Source organism: Pseudoalteromonas nigrifaciens, assembly GCF_002221505.1.
GTDB classification, from domain to species: domain Bacteria; phylum Pseudomonadota; class Gammaproteobacteria; order Enterobacterales; family Alteromonadaceae; genus Pseudoalteromonas; species Pseudoalteromonas nigrifaciens.
In genome coordinates this window covers 647,196-664,370 of record NZ_CP011036.1, presented here as the reverse complement: position 1 = coordinate 664,370, position 17,175 = coordinate 647,196, and the positions used below count along the sequence as shown (strand labels likewise).

At 40.1% G+C, this 17,175-nt stretch carries 15 protein-coding genes and 1 other RNA gene; 5 read left to right on the top strand and 11 right to left on the bottom strand.

The genetic code is table 11. The annotated features are described in order from the left end of the window. Positions 1-8: 8 nt before the first annotated feature. Positions 9-809 (bottom strand): hypothetical protein, encoded by an 801-nt coding sequence (locus tag PNIG_RS03140; protein ID WP_050754469.1) that lies wholly within the window; start codon positions 807-809, stop codon positions 9-11. Between the two features lie 311 nt (positions 810-1,120). Between PNIG_RS03140 and PNIG_RS03135 the strand changes: the two genes are divergently transcribed. Then, positions 1,121-2,224, top strand: a complete 1,104-nt coding sequence (locus tag PNIG_RS03135; RefSeq protein ID WP_089367788.1) for a polysaccharide lyase family 7 protein — start codon at positions 1,121-1,123, stop codon at positions 2,222-2,224. A 325-nt stretch (positions 2,225-2,549) separates the two neighbouring features. On the opposite strand, the gene PNIG_RS03130 is transcribed toward PNIG_RS03135, so the two are convergent. Beyond that, positions 2,550-2,969, bottom strand: coding sequence for a VOC family protein (locus PNIG_RS03130; protein ID WP_011327270.1), 420 nt, complete (start codon positions 2,967-2,969; stop codon positions 2,550-2,552). Between the two features lie 259 nt (positions 2,970-3,228). Between PNIG_RS03130 and PNIG_RS03125 the strand changes: the two genes are divergently transcribed. Both PNIG_RS03125 and PNIG_RS03120 read left to right on the top strand, forming a co-directional pair. After that, a complete protein-coding gene (locus tag PNIG_RS03125) occupies positions 3,229-3,594 on the top strand; it encodes a hypothetical protein (RefSeq protein ID WP_172459239.1) in 366 nt (121 codons plus the stop codon). Further along, positions 3,594-3,989 (top strand): hypothetical protein, encoded by a 396-nt coding sequence (locus PNIG_RS03120; protein WP_011327268.1) that lies wholly within the window; start codon positions 3,594-3,596, stop codon positions 3,987-3,989. The genes PNIG_RS03125 and PNIG_RS03120 overlap by 1 nt, the downstream gene beginning before the upstream one ends. A gap of 4 nt (positions 3,990-3,993) precedes the next feature. Here the strand turns inward: PNIG_RS03120 and PNIG_RS03115 are convergent, their stop codons facing one another. Together PNIG_RS03115 and PNIG_RS03110 are read right to left on the bottom strand one after the other, a co-directional pair. Continuing rightward, complete coding sequence (locus PNIG_RS03115) at positions 3,994-4,806, bottom strand: sterol desaturase family protein (protein WP_086997331.1); 813 nt, start codon at positions 4,804-4,806, stop codon at positions 3,994-3,996. Then, a complete protein-coding gene (locus PNIG_RS03110) occupies positions 4,803-5,246 on the bottom strand; it encodes an SRPBCC family protein (protein WP_089368931.1) in 444 nt (147 codons plus the stop codon). The genes PNIG_RS03115 and PNIG_RS03110 overlap by 4 nt, the downstream gene beginning before the upstream one ends. Positions 5,247-5,342: 96 nt before the next feature. Between PNIG_RS03110 and PNIG_RS03105 the strand changes: the two genes are divergently transcribed. After that, the gene (locus tag PNIG_RS03105; protein WP_089367787.1) at positions 5,343-6,353 is read left to right on the top strand and encodes an AraC family transcriptional regulator; all 1,011 of its coding nucleotides are present in this window, start codon (positions 5,343-5,345) and stop codon (positions 6,351-6,353) included. Between the two features lie 105 nt (positions 6,354-6,458). Here the strand turns inward: PNIG_RS03105 and PNIG_RS03100 are convergent, their stop codons facing one another. Genes PNIG_RS03100 through PNIG_RS03085 form a run of 4 tightly spaced genes read right to left on the bottom strand, consistent with a single transcriptional unit; the run spans position 6,459 to position 10,742 of the window. Continuing rightward, complete coding sequence (locus tag PNIG_RS03100) at positions 6,459-7,625, bottom strand: FAD-dependent oxidoreductase (protein WP_089367786.1); 1,167 nt, start codon at positions 7,623-7,625, stop codon at positions 6,459-6,461. Continuing rightward, the gene (gene ubiH, locus PNIG_RS03095; RefSeq protein WP_089367785.1) at positions 7,622-8,812 is read right to left on the bottom strand and encodes a 2-octaprenyl-6-methoxyphenyl hydroxylase; all 1,191 of its coding nucleotides are present in this window, start codon (positions 8,810-8,812) and stop codon (positions 7,622-7,624) included. The genes PNIG_RS03100 and ubiH overlap by 4 nt, the downstream gene beginning before the upstream one ends. A gap of 15 nt (positions 8,813-8,827) precedes the next feature. Continuing rightward, positions 8,828-10,150 carry a Xaa-Pro aminopeptidase gene (gene pepP, locus PNIG_RS03090; protein WP_011327262.1) on the bottom strand — a complete coding sequence of 441 codons (1,323 nt, stop codon included), beginning with the start codon at positions 10,148-10,150 and terminating at the stop codon, positions 8,828-8,830. A 28-nt stretch (positions 10,151-10,178) separates the two neighbouring features. After that, positions 10,179-10,742, bottom strand: coding sequence for a UPF0149 family protein (locus PNIG_RS03085; RefSeq protein WP_011327261.1), 564 nt, complete (start codon positions 10,740-10,742; stop codon positions 10,179-10,181). A 288-nt stretch (positions 10,743-11,030) separates the two neighbouring features. On the opposite strand from PNIG_RS03085, the gene ssrS reads away from it, so the two are divergent. Next, positions 11,031-11,212: non-coding RNA, 6S RNA (gene ssrS / locus PNIG_RS03080), on the top strand. A 138-nt stretch (positions 11,213-11,350) separates the two neighbouring features. Here the strand turns inward: ssrS and PNIG_RS03075 are convergent. The 3 genes from PNIG_RS03075 to PNIG_RS03065 are packed head-to-tail and all read right to left on the bottom strand — an operon-like array spanning position 11,351 to position 17,140. Next, positions 11,351-14,434, bottom strand: coding sequence for an efflux RND transporter permease subunit (locus tag PNIG_RS03075; protein ID WP_011327260.1), 3,084 nt, complete (start codon positions 14,432-14,434; stop codon positions 11,351-11,353). Continuing rightward, positions 14,431-15,732: an efflux RND transporter periplasmic adaptor subunit gene (locus PNIG_RS03070; protein ID WP_089367784.1), complete on the bottom strand. Its 1,302-nt coding sequence runs from the start codon at positions 15,730-15,732 to the stop codon at positions 14,431-14,433. The genes PNIG_RS03075 and PNIG_RS03070 overlap by 4 nt, the downstream gene beginning before the upstream one ends. Further along, entirely contained in the window at positions 15,722-17,140 is a 1,419-nt protein-coding gene (locus tag PNIG_RS03065) for an efflux transporter outer membrane subunit (protein WP_086993246.1), read from the bottom strand. The genes PNIG_RS03070 and PNIG_RS03065 overlap by 11 nt, the downstream gene beginning before the upstream one ends. Positions 17,141-17,175 lie beyond the last annotated feature (35 nt).

Here is a 17,175-nt window from a genome sequence, read left to right as displayed (position 1 = left end):
GCAAACCGCTAAAGCTGCGTTTTAGCGGTATTAAAAGCAACCGGATTAACGTATTTACGGTTTATAAAATGGCTAAAAATAAGCGTAAACAACACCGAGCTAATAGTTGCCACTGTATAAACTTGCCAAATTAAAATATCGTATTTTAATAGCAATGCAATGGCGGCAAAAAATATACACCCACCTAATGAGCCAATAATACCGCCGTTTAGTATTTTAAACGCTGAGTCTTTTTTATCACTGATATACGCTATGCTGCCCATTACCGCTAAAATAACCGGAAAAGTAGAAAGCAACCCACTCCATGCCGAGCCAATATGCTCAGAAATAAAGGTAACCAACATAATAAAACTAGTTACTAACACTATTTTTATTGGCAGCTCCCATTTTGAATTTAAAGGCTTTGCATCTATCGCTACTTTTAATTTTGTAGTAGCAAAAGTTAAAGCCAATAAAGTACTAATAGAGAACAAGCACGCTACAAAAATATTAACCGGTAAAAATAATGTCAGTATGCTAAATAAACACCACACACTCAGCGCTATTAACAACGACTTTGCTAAGCCACACTTATACGAAACCGCCATATACACAAAGCAAAATAAACCAATACCACTCATGCCATATAAAGCGCCCACCGCTGAGTTAGCTGCAAACAGTTTTCCTTGCTCTATAGCAATAAAATATGAAATAGGCCCAGAGGTGATTGGCAGGCCAGGAATAATACCGCTTATAAAACTACCAAACTTTTTTTGCGCGTAAGAAATAAAGAGCAGTAATAGCGGGGCAACCATTAATTTAACTAACATGACTAATAATAAAAGATGAGTAATGGCGCAAATTCTACTTACTTAGTTAATACAGTCAATCAATATTGAGTTGAATTTAAATCATCTCATCAGGCGTATTTATCTTTTTATGACTAATTTATAGCTACTTTTTAATAACTTAAAATTATTTACTCAATTGAGAATGAATTGGCATTACAATTAAGCAGCTAAAAAACAAAGGTTGCAGTAATTGGTAATATAATAATTGCACTTTGGTATGTTAAGTTGGTTTTAAATACGTTACAGTCATGTGCAACAATGTAAATATTTAACTTTATACTGAGGTACTAATGAATAAAAATAACATTACACATCTTATTAAGCCCGGCGCTTTAATTGCCCTCACTACCTCTTTGGTTATTGGTTGTGTTAGCCAACAACCAAAAAGCACTGAGCAACAAGCTAACCCATTAGTACCCGCCTCTAAATTTGATTTATCTCAGTGGAAAATTAATGTACCGGTTGATTTAGATAACGACGGTAAAATTGATGAAATAGATGTTAAAGAAATTCAGACTTACTCACATCCTGATTTTTTCTATCTGGATGATAAAGGTTACATGGTATTCACCTCGCCAAACAAAGCACTCACCAGTGCCAATTCTACCAATACACGCAGTGAATTTAGGCAAATGCTCCGCGGAGCAAATACAAAAATAAAAACCAAAAGTCCTAAAAACAATTTTGCTCTTGCTGTACACCCACTATCGGATCGATTTGGCTCTATTGGTGGCAAAATGGAAGCAACGCTAAAAGTAGATCATGTTGCATTACGTGCTACTGATCCAAGTAAAAATGCGGCCTACTCTGTTGTTGTGGGGCAAATTCACGCAGGTAAAGATCAGGCGCTTATTGACACTAAGCTTGGCTATGGCTGGGGTAACGAGCCACTAAAAATATATTATAAAAAGTGGCCTGGACATAAAACGGGATCGGTTTTTTGGAACTACGAGCGTAACCTACCAAAAACAGATCCTAACCGTACTGATATAGCTTATCCTGTTTGGGGTAACACATGGGAAAACCCTAACAAGCCAGGCAATGCTGGTATCGCGTTAGGTGAAGAGTTTAGTTACACAGTAAATGTGTATAAAAATGTGATGCACCTAACATTTAGCACAGCAGGCAAAAACGATGTTAGCTACTCTATTAACTTAGGTAATAACGTAGATGCGTATGGCAACGTAGACGAAAAAGATCACCCGCATGGGTATGCGGCTGATTGGCACTACTTTAAAGCAGGCGCGTATAACCAATGTAGTACCAAAAATGCTAAAGGCATTTGGTATCCGGGCTGTTTAGGTACGGGCGACTGGGCTACAGATAAACAAAACGGTGACTATGCACAAGTGAGCTTTAGTAAACTTGTATTAAGCCCCGCTAGCCCACAATAAAGGTAACTAAATTATTACTGCCCCGCTTGTTTGCCTTATTAAATAAAGTAAACAAGCGGGATAAGGGTCTGTTGATCTTTCAAGGTTGAATTTGCAGCAGTATGTTTGGTATTTAGGCAAGGCAGAGCCTATGTGGTGTGGTTATTCCCCATAAATAGGCGATAACGTAGCATTAATGCCAAACATGCGCTGCCCGAAGGGTTCTGCCTAGGGGCGATTGACTCTTTGTTGCTCAGTTTTTACTTAGCCCACTAGGTTACAAATCTCGCGCCGTGATTAAATCGCCCCTAGTTTGAACAAATTTAACTGTAAAGGTCAACAGACCCTAACTTTTCTTAAATAAAACCTCGGGGTTAACCATGGTTTTCATTTCGAGTACGTTACCGTTAGGATCTTCTATAAAAAATGTTTCTTGTTCAAACTCATCTCCTATAAAACGGCGATATGGCTTATCTAAATACTCCAAGCCCGCGCTTTCAATACGTTGTTTTAACGCATTAAATTCGTTTTCAGATAAATGAATGCCAAAATGTGGTACGGCAACTGCGCCCATATCAACATCATGGCGAACTGTAGGTAGGCGCTCAACACTTTGGTGCAGTGTTAACTCGTTACCCCAAAAATCAATATCTATCCAGCGTCCTTGCTCGCTATTTCCGGTTTTACAGCCAAGTACATCGCAATAAAAAGTTTTAGCTATATTTAAATCACCAGCCGGAATAGCCAGATGTAAACAGTTAGACATAAATTACCCTTGATAATAGCTTTTAATAAATTAAACAGTCAGCATTATACATGCTTTGTAATTTATAGAACATTAACGAGTATATTTTAGCATTTACAGCCCTTACAACTATTAGGCTAATAAAATGATTAAATTCTGACACCTACTATTTTTGGCAATTAGCTATTATTAGTTATGCTATAAAATTCTAGCTTTGAGCTATCAAACATAAAAGTGTTACTTTATTATACGCACGCTATAAGGTACTAATTTGCGCGCTATGATTAAATTTTTATTATTAAAGTCCATCACATTTTTTGCCGGCTGTATGTCGTGCTTTGTAATGCATACAACATTTGCATTACCACTTGTTATATCTGCAGCATTAACCGGGCTAATTGGCTCGTTTATTCCTTTTCCTAAGCTTTATCAAAACCACCCTTATGCGGCCATATATGCAGGTAGCTTTGCCGGTATGTGCTCAACTAGCTTAATTACTAGCTACTGGGAAGTGGCGATAATCTCAATTATTGGCGCAACGCTATACACCCTTACCTTAAATGCATTTGCTGGTTTTGGTGGCCGATTAGGCAGCGTAGCCTTTGCAAGTGTTGCTTTGTATTCTTTAGCTAAAGGCTTAGTGTAATGAGTATTGAATATTCTATATTAGCTTTGATAGGCGCTTTTTTAACATTTTATTTAGCCAAGCATAGTCGTTTTGATGGTATTAGAGCTTCTGCGGCCTTATCTATAGTTACTTACTTAATTTTTTACTGGCTTAACCTTGATCCTGAGTTATACAGCGTTGTGTTTTTTGGTGGTACTTTTATTGGTATGAGCGCCCCACACCGCTTTGGCATATATACGCTTGCCAGCTCCGCTGTTATATTTTCGTTATTATTTGAGTACTTAGTACCCATACTCGACGGCTACGGCGGTGCTTTAGGTGTGAGTGCATTTTTGTCGGTATGTATTTGTCACTTATTCATTATATTAGGTGCACCACGCAGTAAAAACATTTCCTTTCGACGTGTTAAATAAGCAGTTAATTGGAACTTGTAGGGTAACCAAATATCACTTTTAGCTTTGCCGTTACCCCTTTTGCTTTAAATGCACTTTTTACTAAATAAGCCCATTGATGAAAAGTTATGGTCAGTGGGTTGTTACTATTTAACTGCCCAACAATACCGTACTTACACGGTTTATCGGCTTTTTCCTCGGCGTAAGTGCCAAATAACTTATCCCAAATAATGAGTACACCGGCAAAATTTTTATCTAAGTAGCCGGGGTTAATAGCATGATGTACTCGATGATGCGATGGGGTGTTAAATACCTTTTCAAACCAGCCTAGTGTACTTACCGTTTGGGTATGCACAAAAAACTGATAGGCCAAATTAAGCGCCACTACGGTAAATACACTCAGCGGATCAAAGCCGATTAATATCATTGGCAACCAAAATAACCACATACCCGCAAGCGGATACATTAAGCTTTGCCTAAATGCGGTTGAAAAGTTCATTTTAGTTGAACTGTGATGCACCACATGGGCAGCCCATAACCAATGAATATGGTGCGACGCTTTATGAAACCAATAATACAAAAAGTCTTGTAGTAAAAATGCGCCAAATATCGTCAGCACCGACAGTTCAATATCAAATAACCTATATTGATGCAGCCAATAAAAAAATGGCATTAGCACAATTAAAGCAATTGCATCGGCGCCTTGGTGCATAAGCGCCAGTGCTGTATTCGCCAAGCTGTCTTTTATGTCGTAATAACGCCGATATTTAATAAATTCATAACTTACAAAAATAATAAATACAGGACTAAGGGCAAGTAAAATTATTTCTATGCTCATGATATGTTGCCCTTAAAGTTGGCTTTTAGTTTATTAAGCGCTTGTGCTATATCTTTTTTAATAAAAAATTTAATCACTAGGCTTGGCAGCCACCAAGGTGTTTTACAGCGTATGTTATAGGTAACTTCGGTGCTTGTTGGGGCATTGTCACTAACGCAAAAATAAATATCGCCACGATGCTCTGCAACTGGTTTATTACCTATTATTTGATAACTAATATGATTGCTATCGGCGCTAATTATACGCTCTTCAAAGCGAACTCCTGCCATTATAACTTGCCTAATAGCACCTTTACCGCCAATAATTTCGCCTTCATTTTGCTTTTTTAACAGGACAAATTTAGCATTAAAAAAACGTTCTAATTGCGCATGATCAAGCAAAGCGTCTCTGACTTGTAGAGGCGTTGCTGCAATCTTTTGTTTTAAGGTTATTTGTATCATTTTTATATAATAAGTATTTTCATAATGCCCTACCATATAAAATTTTTTCGTGGCAAACTTGCTGTTACACGACCATTTTTTAGCTTTAGGCGACAAATGAGCACACTTGCCGATCATTATTTTTCAAGCTGTATTGATTACCTTGAAACACTTGGACTTAATAGCCAAGCTGTTTTGTCGGCTATTAACTTTAATGAATACAGTAATAAGCAAGCTCAGCAACTCGCGCCACGCATTAGCTTAAACTGTTACAACGCACTGCTAAATTATGCTCAGCAAACTCTAAACGAGCCTTTGTTTGGCTTTAAGCTTGGTCAGCAAATTCGAACTGCCGACTTTGGCATATTGGGTTACTTAATTGAATCGAGTAATAACTTAGCCAGCGCTATTACCGCACTGCTTAACTACGACAGTTTAGTTGCAGATATTGGTAGAGCAGAGTTTGAACAGCAAGGTGAGTTGGCAATTATTCGTTGGCTACCTAATACTAACTGTAGCCCACAGGTTATTTTACGTAATATGACCGCTTGGGTAAGTGTTATTCGACAACTATTAAATCCACAGCTATCGCCCAGTACTATTTATTTTACCCAAGCTTCTACCAGCAATGAAAAAACAGTACTCACACACTGGTTTAACTGCCCCGTTAAAACTAACGCACAGTATAACCAAGTGGTATTTCCGAGCAGTTATTTAGCACTGCCATTTAAAACCGACAATACGCAAATTAATTTAGTGCTTAAACAGGTTTCTGAGCAGCAACTTTCACGCTTTAAAAGCCAGCAGCTACTAACCGAAAAAATTAGCCAGTTATTTATAGCTAAAAATGACTTAATCGACTGCAGTTTAATACGCACAGCAGGCGCGCTAAACATGACCCCGCGCACCTTGCAACGCCATTTAAAGCGCGAACAAATATCGTTTGCCGACTTACTTGAGCAAGAGCGTAAAAGGCGCGTAATACTGTGCATTGGCAAAGAGCCATTAAGTAACATAGCAATTAAACTTGGCTTTAACGACCAAAGTTCATTTAATCGTGCTTTTAAACGCTGGTATAACTGCACTCCACTGCAATATCTAAAAACACTACCTAAAAACATTGGCTAAAAATCAAACGTTACTTAACTCTTTAATTCAACATAGGTAATAAAAAGCCGCGGTTAAATTTAACCACGGCTTTTTATTCGCTTACTCGTGCGCTTAATAATACGCTTACTTTCCTATCGCTTCTTTAGCAAACAAATGCTTTATTGGGCCTAAGTTATCAACCATTGAAAGCCCAACTCCACGAATTAGTTTTTTAATTGGGTTAGCACCGGCAAATAACTCTTTTAAAGAGTACATCATGGCAATGTGTTTTTGCGCATCGAGTTTACGGGTGCGCTCGTAATCACGTAAAGTACGCGTGCTGGCAAATTCTTTATTATCACTTGTTAGTAACTCAATTAAATAAGCGGCATCTTTTAGGCCTAGGTTCATCCCCAAGCCTGCAAGCGGATGAATCGTATGTGCAGCATCGCCAATTAATACGACTTTACCTGCAACCCATTGCTGGGCATAACGCATTTTAAGTGGAAATGCAGCGCGTACACTTTGCACTTCACACAAACCACATTGGCCATCTATTGCCGCCATAATGGCTTTGTTAAACTGGTTGTCGTCCATTGCTAATAGCTCTTCACAATGCGTTGGGTTTGTAGACCACACAATTGAATGGGTGTTGGCATCGCTCAACGGTAAAAATGCTAATGGCCCGCTTGGTAAAAACACTTGGCGTGCGGTATTGGCGTGTGGCTCTTGGGTTTTAACTGTAGCCACCAATGCATGGTGGTCGTAGTCTTTAAAGCTCAGCGCCATATTAAACTGCTTTCGAATTGCCGAATTTGCACCATCGGCGGCCACCAGCAGCTTTGCAATGATTGGCTCACCACTTTTTAAAGTAACAAATACATCCGATTCGCTTTGGTGTATTTGCTGATAACAAGTGTCGAACATCAGCGTAGCATTTGGCTGCTGCTCTAGCTCCTTTACAAGCGCGTAGCAAATAATATCGTTTTCAACTATATGACCTAAATGATCAAGCTCTAGTTGCTCACTATTAAAAGCTATTTTGCCAAAGCTGTCTGCATCGCGCACATCCATATGGGTATAGGCACTAGCACGCAAAGCAACTATGTGTGGCCATACGTTTAATTGTTCAAGCAAGGTTTGACTCGCAATACTCAGCGCACTTACGCGCATGCCATACTCGTCTGTTGGCGGTGTTTGCTTTGGCGCAGCGTCAAGCACGACTACGCTTATACCTGCTTTTGCCAACCCAAGCGCTAAGGTAAGCCCTACGCTGCCACCACCTACAATACATACCTGTGCTTGTTTCATAAACCTTGACCTTGTTTAACTTGCCCCATTAACTGCTTAGCCAATGGCGCTTTTAAAGAGGGGAATAAATCCATCGAAAACAACCCAATACTACGGCCAAGTGCCAGTATGCGTGATGAATTTGAAAAAAGCCTTACTAAACCATCTGTTAGGGTCATCACGTTATTTATATCAGCGCTGCGCTGCTGTGCATACTCGCGAGTAAATGCATAACTGCCTAAGTCATTTGGGCTCTGGGCAATTAAGTTACTAAGTACTTGTACATCTCGCAGGCCTAAATTAAACCCTTGCCCTGCAATGGGATGAATTGCATGCGCAGCATTACCTATTACTACCGTGCGGTGCGCAATAAGCGATTCTACTTGCCCATACACTAAGGGGTAATTAGCACGCATACCCACTTTAGTAAATTGACCACCGCGATAACCAAAGGCACTTTGTAGTGCGCTTATAAAGTCGTCTTCACTTTGTGCCATGTGCTGCTCAACGTGCTGTTGCTGCATACACCACACCAGTGAATAACGGTTGTTGCTCATAGGTAATAGCGCCATGGGGCCATGTTGCGTAAATCGCTCAAAAGCATGGTTATTATGCCCACCAGCTACTTCTATATTGGCAATAATAGCCCCTTGCTCATAAGCTTGAGTGTTAAACTTAAGTCCAAATAAGCTGCGAGTTGGCGACTGTGCACCGTCGGCAATAACTAACAGCTTGGCGGCTATTTGCTCGCCACTTTGCAAAGTAACTATATTATTATGTAATTGCTGCTCAATGGCACTTACGCTATCAGGGCAATATAAACTGATATTTATTTGAGCGTTTAATAATTGATGTAACGAGCGGCCAAACGGGTTTACTTCAACCACATAACCAAGGGCATCTTTAGCAAACTCTTCACAGTTAATATCTGCTTTACCAAAATGGTGACGATCAGACACACTTACTTTTTTAATTGCTGTAGCGTACGGTGAATTTAACGCAAATAAATTTAAGCCTTGCAAGTACTCTACCGACTGCTGAGCAAGTGCTATGCTTCTATCATCAAAGCTCGGGTGATAGTCATTACTTACTTCATTCGCCTCAACAACAGCAATACTAAGCGCGGGATTTATTTTAGCCACGCTTAACGCACAGCTAGCACCGGCTAAACCGCCACCAATAACAACAACATCAAACTGCTTAGGCACTTTTTTCTCCTAGTCTTATGCGCTTTTATTGCTTTGCATAAGTGCTTCTATATCGCTTATGGTTTTTGGCGCACTTAGGGTGAGATTTTCATAACCACTTGGGGTTACTAATAAGTTATCTTCAATGCGAATACCGATACCTCGGTATTTTTGCGGTGCATTTGAATCTTCGCTGATATAAAGCCCAGGCTCTATGGTCAGTACCATGCCCGCAGCAAATGCGCGTTCGCTATTGTTTTGCTTGTAGTCGCCTACATCATGTACGTCTAGGCCTAACCAATGCCCCAAACCATGCATGTAATATTCTTTACAGGCTTGCTTTGCCATTAACTCATTAAAGTCGCCGGTTAAAATACCCAAATCTAGTAGACCTTGGGTCATAACTGCCATTGCTAAAGCATTAGCATGCGACATATAACCGCCGGGTTTAATTTCTGCAAACGCCACTTCTTGCGCTTTAAGAACAATATTATATAACGCGGCTTGCTCGGGGCTAAATTTACCATTCACTGGAAATGTACGTGTAATATCAGCAGCGTAGCCTTGTAGCTCGCAACCTGAATCTATTAACACTAGATCGCCACTTTTAAGGGCGTCGCTGTTTTGGGTGTAATGTAAAATATTAGCATTGTCGCCACTGCCTACAATAGTGCCATACGCTGGGTGCCGCGCACCATGCATTGCATAATGATGATGTAGCTCTGCTTCTAATTGATACTCGGTTGCACCGCTATGGGCAAAACACATTGCTCTAACATGGCCTTGCGCGCTAATTTCGCAGCCTGCGCGCATAATGTTTATTTCACTTGGTGATTTAAATAAACGCATTTCGTGAATTAACAAACGAATATCTTTAATGGTACTTGGCGCTGTGTCACCTTTTTTAGGGGCGCTGCGCAGAGTATTAAGCAAAGAGAAAACACGCCCATCAAAAGCCGAATATGCACCTTGCGCATAATATAAAACCGCTTTGCCATTGAGCAAATTAAATAACTGTTCACTCAACTCACTTAATTCATGGGTTGCATCAAACAAATATTCGTTTTTTGCTTTTTCAAAGCCTATTCTACGGCCATGCCATACTTCGGCTAGTTTATCTTTATTAAGGCAAAATAATGTACTGGGGGTGTCACTATTTGGAGCAAGTACAAGTACGGCATCGGGCTCATTAAAACCAGTTAAGTAAAAAAAGTCACTGTCTTGTCTAAATGCATAGTGAGTGTCGCGGCTGCGCGTAACTTCGCTCGCCGCAGGTATAATTGCCACACTGTTACTATCCATTTTTGCAAGCAGACGCTCACGACGTGCTTTAAACTCTGACTTTTGTATTTCAACCATGTGCAACAAACCCATTTAACTTAAACTATTAATGAAGTGTTTTTTTAGTGCTAGCAGTGCTTTGATCTTTACCTAACTCTGCAAAGCAAAGTAATGCCGACACACGCACATACTCAATCACTTCATGTAGTGCTTGGCTGTCTTCTTCAGTTTCTTCAAAGGTAGTATCAAGGCGAGTAATTTCGCTAAAATCGGTAATAACTTCTTTTACATCGGCTGATAATTTACCGTAATCTTTTTGCTTTAAACCAAAGCCAAGCATAAAACCTGCAACCCAAGAAACCAAACCATTAGCCTGATCTATAAGTGTTTCATCGTCGCTGGGTAAAAACAAATCAAACGCAAACTCTTCATCATTAAAACTAGCAACGACCTGCTTATAAATGCTGCCAAAAAACTGTTTTAAATTATTACTAAACGAATCACCATCGTTAAACACATCGCTTAACAGCCCTAGGTATTCTTTGTCGTCAATCGTTAACCCACAAGCTAATAAACCACTAATTACACCGTGCGCTTCGGCCGGTGATACAAATATTTCGTTTTTTTCTAATAATAATTGGGCTTCTTCGTAATCTGGTAAATCGCTCATTGTTATATCTTCATTTTGCTAGTTAAGGCAATGCTACCACTCGATAAAAAGCAACTCCAATAAATTCTATAATCAAACCGCTTAAGGGCCACTATTAAACACTTTAATAGTGGCAGATCTTTATTGCTGCGGTATGCTTTATTAAGCCCAATATATAAAAAACATATTTATGGCTAAAAAGCACACTCATAAGTAAATAACTAATGATAAGTGCACAATAACCACGCAAACAAAATAATATTTTGCTTTTGGGGTTTAAGCTTTCGATTATGTCTTATATACTGGATTTGTTCCCTGGGGTGCTGGAGCTTGGTTAAGTCCCTGAGCCGATAAATTTTATACCAGGGTTTCTGTTCGTATACTATTGTGCAAGCTCGGCATGTACCGAGAAGCCTACGGTAAACCGCAGATTCCCGCCCTGAAACCTCAAGGTTTCAGGACTGACACCAACACCACACTTTGGGGAACACCTTCTTATTTTTATAATCCCTCTTATTATTTATTTGTCTTTTTTGTTATAACTTTCTAAATTATTTTTATAATCTTTGGCAAAAAAAAGCTGCAAGTAATTCCTTACTTACAGCTAAACTCTAAATGCTTACACTTATTTACTTAAACCAACCCTGAAAACGCTCCATGAGCATATAATTTACCGGTACTAGCAATAAAGTAATGAAGGTGGCGAATATAATTCCAAAGCCTAAGCTCACAGCCATAGGAATTAAAAATTGCGCTTGAGTCGCTTTTTCAAATAATAACGGCATTAATCCTATAAAAGTGGTTAAGCTAGTTAGCATAACTGGGCGAAAACGTGACGCGCCGGCAAGTTTAACTACCTCAATTAATTCAATCCCTTCTGTGCGTTTTTTATTAATATAGTCAACTAATACCAGCGAGTCATTAACCACTACGCCAATTAATGCTAGCATGCCAAGCAAGCTCATAATGGTTAATTCCATTCCCATGATCCAATGCCCTACTACAGCGCCTATCATGCCAAAGGGTATAACACTCATTACTATTAATGGCTGTAAATACGATTTAAACGGTATCGCTAATAGCGCATAAATAATAAAAAATACAAATACTAACGCCCAAGCAAGTGAACCAAACGACTCTCTTTGCTCTTTTGCTTCTCCTTCTAATGCATAATCAACTCCTGGGTATTGCTGCATTAGCTCATCCAAATACTGGGATAAATCAGCTTGGAGTATGGTCATGTTAGTGTTGCTTTTTTCTATATCGGCGGTCACATTTAAAGTACGGTAACGATCGATTCGATTGATAGTAGACGGGCTTTGCCCTGTAATTAAAATAGCCACATGCGATAAAGGCACTGAGCCACCGGCAGGTGTGTTTATGAGTATATTTTGTAAGTCGGCTACCGAGCGTCTTTCATCAATAGGCAAACGTACCATTACGCGCACATCGTCTCGCCCACGTTGGATCCTTTGTACTTGCGAGCCAAAAAACGAGTTACGCACTTGCCCTGCTACATTTACTCTATTTAAACCCAGCGCTAAGCCTTGCTCTGTAAGCTCTATTTGTAACTCTTCTTTACCATCAGACATACTATCGGCAATATCGAATACAGTTGGGTAGGTCGATAAACGCGTTTTAATATGATCTGCCACGTCTTGTAAAACCTTTAACGATGTACCGCTAAGCTGCACATCTATTGGATCTGAACTACGACCTATTTCGGCTCTAAAGGTGAGACTTTCAGCGCCGGGAATAACGCCAATTAATTCGCGCCATTCACTGGCAAGCTCGCGTGAGCCTATATCTGAATCACGTTTTTCAGCTGGGGTAATTTCAAAGCGTACTGCGCCTGAGTTAGATACTCCGCCGCGCCCGCCCGTTGTTGCTAAAATATTTAAAATAACGCTCTCCCCCGTATCAGGGTCACGGTATTTTTCTTGCAATTGCTGCGCCTTTTGCGACATATCAATCACGTACTTATTAGTTACTTCAAACGGCGTGCCAGCAGGCAGGGTTAAGTTTACCCGTACGGTTTCGCTGGGAATACGTGGAAAAAATACAAACTTAGTCCAACCACTGGTGATCATAGTTAAAATAATTAAAAACACGCCAACAAATAAGCTCACCGTTGCCAGTTTATGGCGCAGAGCTAAATTAAGAATAGGTTGATAATATTTTAAAATCGCACTTTCAAAGCCATCAGCAAAACGTTGCTGTAGCAGATCAAACTTTGATTGCTTACCTTTTTGGTGACGTAGCTTTATATATTTTAAATGTGCAGGTAAAACAAATTTAGATTCAATTAAAGAAAACAATAATACCGGAATAACCACCACCGGAATTTGTGCAAATAATGCCCCGCGTGCACCTTCAATAAAGGCTAATGGCAAAAAGGCCGCTACCGTGGTTAATACACCAAAAGTCACTGGCGTTGCTACTTCTTGGGTACCTAATATGGCAGCTTGTTCGCCCGATTCGGCTGTTTTTAAATGGGTGTAAACGTTCTCTCCGGTGACTATGGCATCATCAACCACAATACCGAGTACTAAAATAAAACCAAACAAGCTCATTACATTAAGCGTTACGCCAAAAATAGGCATAGCAATAAATGCCCCCATGAACGACACCGGAATACCAATAAACACCCAAAATGCGATAGCTGGGCGTAAAAATAAGGTTAGCAGTGCCAGCACTAAAATACCGCCTTGCAAGGCGTTAGTGGTGAGTGTGGCAATACGGCTTTTAACTAGCTCTGAGTCGTCATCCCAATAACTTAATGCAAAACCTTGCGGCAATGAAGGTTGCTGGGCATTTATATAAGCTTTTACTTCATCGGCAACAGTAATTGCACTTTGTGGGCCTATTCGGTATACGTCGATAAAAGCGGCTTGTTTTCCGTTAAAACGTGTACGCACTGGGGTTTCTTCAAAGCCGTCATTAATTGTGGCTATATCACCTAAGCGAATAATAGTACCGTCGCTTTGGTTTTTAACCACTATGCTGGCAAATTCATCTTTTCGGTATGCTTGTCCTTTTGAGCTAATAAGTACATCGCCACCTTGGGTTTTTAAGTTACCCGCAGAAATGTCTGAGCTTGAGTTAGCAACCGCATTAGAAATTTGCGCCAGTGTTAAGTCATATTGGCGCAATGTATCTTGGCTTACTTCAATAGCCAGTTCGTAGTCGCGCACGCCACTTAACTCAACCTGCGTTACACTGGGTAAACGTAATATTTGATCGCGTACTTGCTCTGCATACTCGCGAGTTTCTTTTTCGCCATAATCACTAGATACAGTTACCGCTATAACCTCTCGTTTTCGCTCAGCTAGAGCAACGATGGGTTTTTCAGCATCCCCAGGAAAGGTATTAATAGCATCAACACGGCTTTTTATATCAGCGAGCAACTCTCGAGGATCGTAGCCGCTTTCCACTTCAACAGTGACAGAGCCCGAACCTTCAGATGAGCGGCTAAATATTTGCTTTATACCCTCTAAATCTTGTACAGACTCCTCTATACGTATAGTGACACCTTGCTCAACATCCTCTGGCGTCGCGCCACGTAAACTAACCTGAATGCTGATCATATCGGTTTCAAACGAAGGAAATACTTCGATCGGTATTTTCGTCGATAAACTAAACAGCCCAGACAGCAACAAAGTTACTAACAATAAATTGGCAGCAACATGGTTTTTGGTAAACCAAGCAATCATGGCTTATCTCCTTGCTTTGCTGCGCGACGTTTTTTTACTAGCTCTGCAACACTAATGCCTTGCTCTTTTGCTTGTTGTGCTAATTGCTCTGCTGTTGGGCGTTGCTTCATACTTTGTGGTTTAGTCGCTTTATTATCTTCGCCTAAAATATTCACTTGTGTACCCGAACTAACTTGCCCCAGTGGCGTAATAACAAGTTTATCACCTGCTTTTAAGCCGGTTTTTATCATTGCAAAAGCGGCATTTTGCCATGCAAGCGTTATATCTTTACGCTTTAATACTCCCTGCTCAACAATATAAACGTAAGACCCCTGATAAATAGTGCTATTTGCAATAATAAGTGCATCAGAAACTGTTTTTCCGGTGATCTGCGCTTTAACGTATTGCCCTATTTTTATTGGGTATTGATTACTTTGTGTTGCTTTATAAGGGTCATTAATTTTAGCAACCACGTAGAGTTGCTGTGCACTTTCATCAATAGCACCTTCGGTACGCGCCAACTGCCCTTGCCATGTTTGCTCACCAACTAAATCAGAGCTAAATTTAATCACGGATCCGGCCTGGTTTTTAGCACCGTCGCGGTACTGCTCAGGTAAATTAATAAAAGGTAGGTCTTTGTTTTTTATTGGCAACCGAATCTCTACGCTGTCTATTGCGTAAATAGTAGCGAGCTGAGTATTGTTGCTAACAACTTGGCCTAAATCTACATTACGACTAAGTACTCGTCCTGCAAAAGGCGCTATTATTTGGGTACGTTCTAAGTTTAACTTGGCTTTTTCAAGTGTTGCTTGCGCCGATAATACTTGTGCTTGTGCTGCAGCTAATTGTGGCTCACGTAGCACCAAGCTACTTGCAGGTTTATCATTACCTAAACGCTGCCAATCTGTAATAGCCTGCTGCCCGCGGGCTTGTTCTTCTAAAAGGCCTTGCTTTGCTGTTAATAAGTTAGCCTGTGCCGATTTAACCTCTGCTTGATAGTCTCTATCGTCGAGTTGGATTAGTACCGCACCTTTTTTAAAAAAACCACCTTCTCTAAAGTCATCGCTTATATTTATAATTAAACCCGATGCTTGAGCAACTAATAAGCTTTGTGTACGTGGTTTTACTGTGCCGTAGCTGTCTACCATCACTTGATAGTTTTGCGGCTGCAACATTTGAACTGCTACATTAATTGATGCTTTTGGTGGTGCACCAAAGCGATTAGCTTCTGGCGGGTTACCTTTAATAAACATGACGATTAAAATAGTGGCAATAATAACCGCGATTGGAATAATAATTTTTGCTGTTTTAGTTTTCATTGCTATTACTCTGTAGTTCGGTTGAAGTGTTTGCAAAATCGCCACCAAGGGCAAGGTGTAAATTAACTCGGTTTGCTATCAATTGATTTTTAATACTAATTAAGGAGCTTTGAGCATCGAACGAGCGTCCTTGTGCATCAAGCACTGTAGTGTAGCTAACCAAGCCACTTTGATATTGCTCAAACGATAATTGCTCGGCAGCAAGGGCATTTTCTTGTGCTTCTAGCGTGCTTGTATATTGCGCTTTAAGTGATTGCTGTAGCGTAATCGCATTTTCTACGTCGCTAAAAGCATCGTAAAGTGTTTGTAAATACTGCTGCTCTTGTTTTTGACTATTTAAACGCGCAATTTCTTCATTCGCTTTTAACCGGCCGCCATTAAAAATAGGCGCTGAAATACTGCCAAGTAATGACCATGCTAGGCTAGATGGCGAAAACAAATCACTTACTCTATCAGTAGTATCACTTAAACTTGCCGTTAAATTTAAACTTGGAAAACGTTGCTTATGGGCATAAGCCAAGTTTGCATCACTTGCTAAAAGCTGATACCAATTTGCACGTAATGTTGGCTTTCGGGTAATTAACTCTGAGGGTAAACCTAGTGGAATGTCGGTATTGATAACTGGTAGGTCATTATTTGCCGAGATAATTCCTTTCGGATAATCTCCCAATAAACGCTCAAGTACTCTTGCTGTAGTTAATAAGCTAGCTTGCTGAGTAGCAATACGTGAACGCTCATTATTTAGCTCGTTGCGAGCTAAATAAACATCGAGAGCTTCGTTTAATCCTTGACGATAACCTGACTCTATAATATCAAGATTTTGCAAAGCATTGGCTTCACGGCGCTTATATAAATCAAGTAATTGCTTTGCGGTTACTACATCAAACCAGCCCTTTACTACATCGGCAACTAGCTGTTGTTTGGCTTGTTCAAAGCGCGCCTGTTGCGCTAAGTAGTTTAAATTAGCTTGGCGATTAGAATCTGACAGCTTGCCCCATAAATCAACTTCGTAACCTAAATTCAAGCTCACTGAACTTGCATTATTATAACTAATTGGGCGGTTATTTTTACTACGGCTAGTACGCGCAGATAAGTCCAGAGTTGGCCACAACGCAGCGCCCGACACAATTAACTGCTGCTTTTGGATCGCTACATCGTAACTACTTTGTAAAAGCTGCTGGTTATTTTTAAGTGCCTGCTCCACAAGCTTATTCAGCTGTGGATTTTGTAATTGTGTAAGCCATTGCTGCTGTACGTGTAATACCGGCGCAGAGGTTTTTTGTTGCCATTGCTGCGGTACATTGTTAGGTGCTTGTTCGCGCTGCTGTGAATTTATATTGCTCGCACAGCCGCTGAGCAGCACAATACTGAGTGCCAATAAAGTTGGCTGGTATTGTTGCCAAATCATAATTAAACCTGAATTACTGCTATTTATAATGTAAT

Coding starts and splice junctions, on each gene's coding strand:
- PNIG_RS03140 (WP_050754469.1), bottom strand. CDS start 809: ATGTTAGTTAAATTAATGGTTGCCCCGCTATTACTGCTCTTTATTTCT.
- PNIG_RS03135 (WP_089367788.1), top strand. CDS start 1,121: ATGAATAAAAATAACATTACACATCTTATTAAGCCCGGCGCTTTAATT.
- PNIG_RS03130 (WP_011327270.1), bottom strand. CDS start 2,969: ATGTCTAACTGTTTACATCTGGCTATTCCGGCTGGTGATTTAAATATA.
- PNIG_RS03125 (WP_172459239.1), top strand. CDS start 3,229: ATGATTAAATTTTTATTATTAAAGTCCATCACATTTTTTGCCGGCTGT.
- PNIG_RS03120 (WP_011327268.1), top strand. CDS start 3,594: ATGAGTATTGAATATTCTATATTAGCTTTGATAGGCGCTTTTTTAACA.
- PNIG_RS03115 (WP_086997331.1), bottom strand. CDS start 4,806: ATGAGCATAGAAATAATTTTACTTGCCCTTAGTCCTGTATTTATTATT.
- PNIG_RS03110 (WP_089368931.1), bottom strand. CDS start 5,246: ATGATACAAATAACCTTAAAACAAAAGATTGCAGCAACGCCTCTACAA.
- PNIG_RS03105 (WP_089367787.1), top strand. CDS start 5,343: ATGAGCACACTTGCCGATCATTATTTTTCAAGCTGTATTGATTACCTT.
- PNIG_RS03100 (WP_089367786.1), bottom strand. CDS start 7,625: ATGAAACAAGCACAGGTATGTATTGTAGGTGGTGGCAGCGTAGGGCTT.
- pepP (WP_011327262.1), bottom strand. CDS start 10,150: ATGGTTGAAATACAAAAGTCAGAGTTTAAAGCACGTCGTGAGCGTCTG.
- PNIG_RS03085 (WP_011327261.1), bottom strand. CDS start 10,742: ATGAGCGATTTACCAGATTACGAAGAAGCCCAATTATTATTAGAAAAA.
- PNIG_RS03075 (WP_011327260.1), bottom strand. CDS start 14,434: ATGATTGCTTGGTTTACCAAAAACCATGTTGCTGCCAATTTATTGTTA.
- PNIG_RS03070 (WP_089367784.1), bottom strand. CDS start 15,732: ATGAAAACTAAAACAGCAAAAATTATTATTCCAATCGCGGTTATTATT.
- PNIG_RS03065 (WP_086993246.1), bottom strand. CDS start 17,140: ATGATTTGGCAACAATACCAGCCAACTTTATTGGCACTCAGTATTGTG.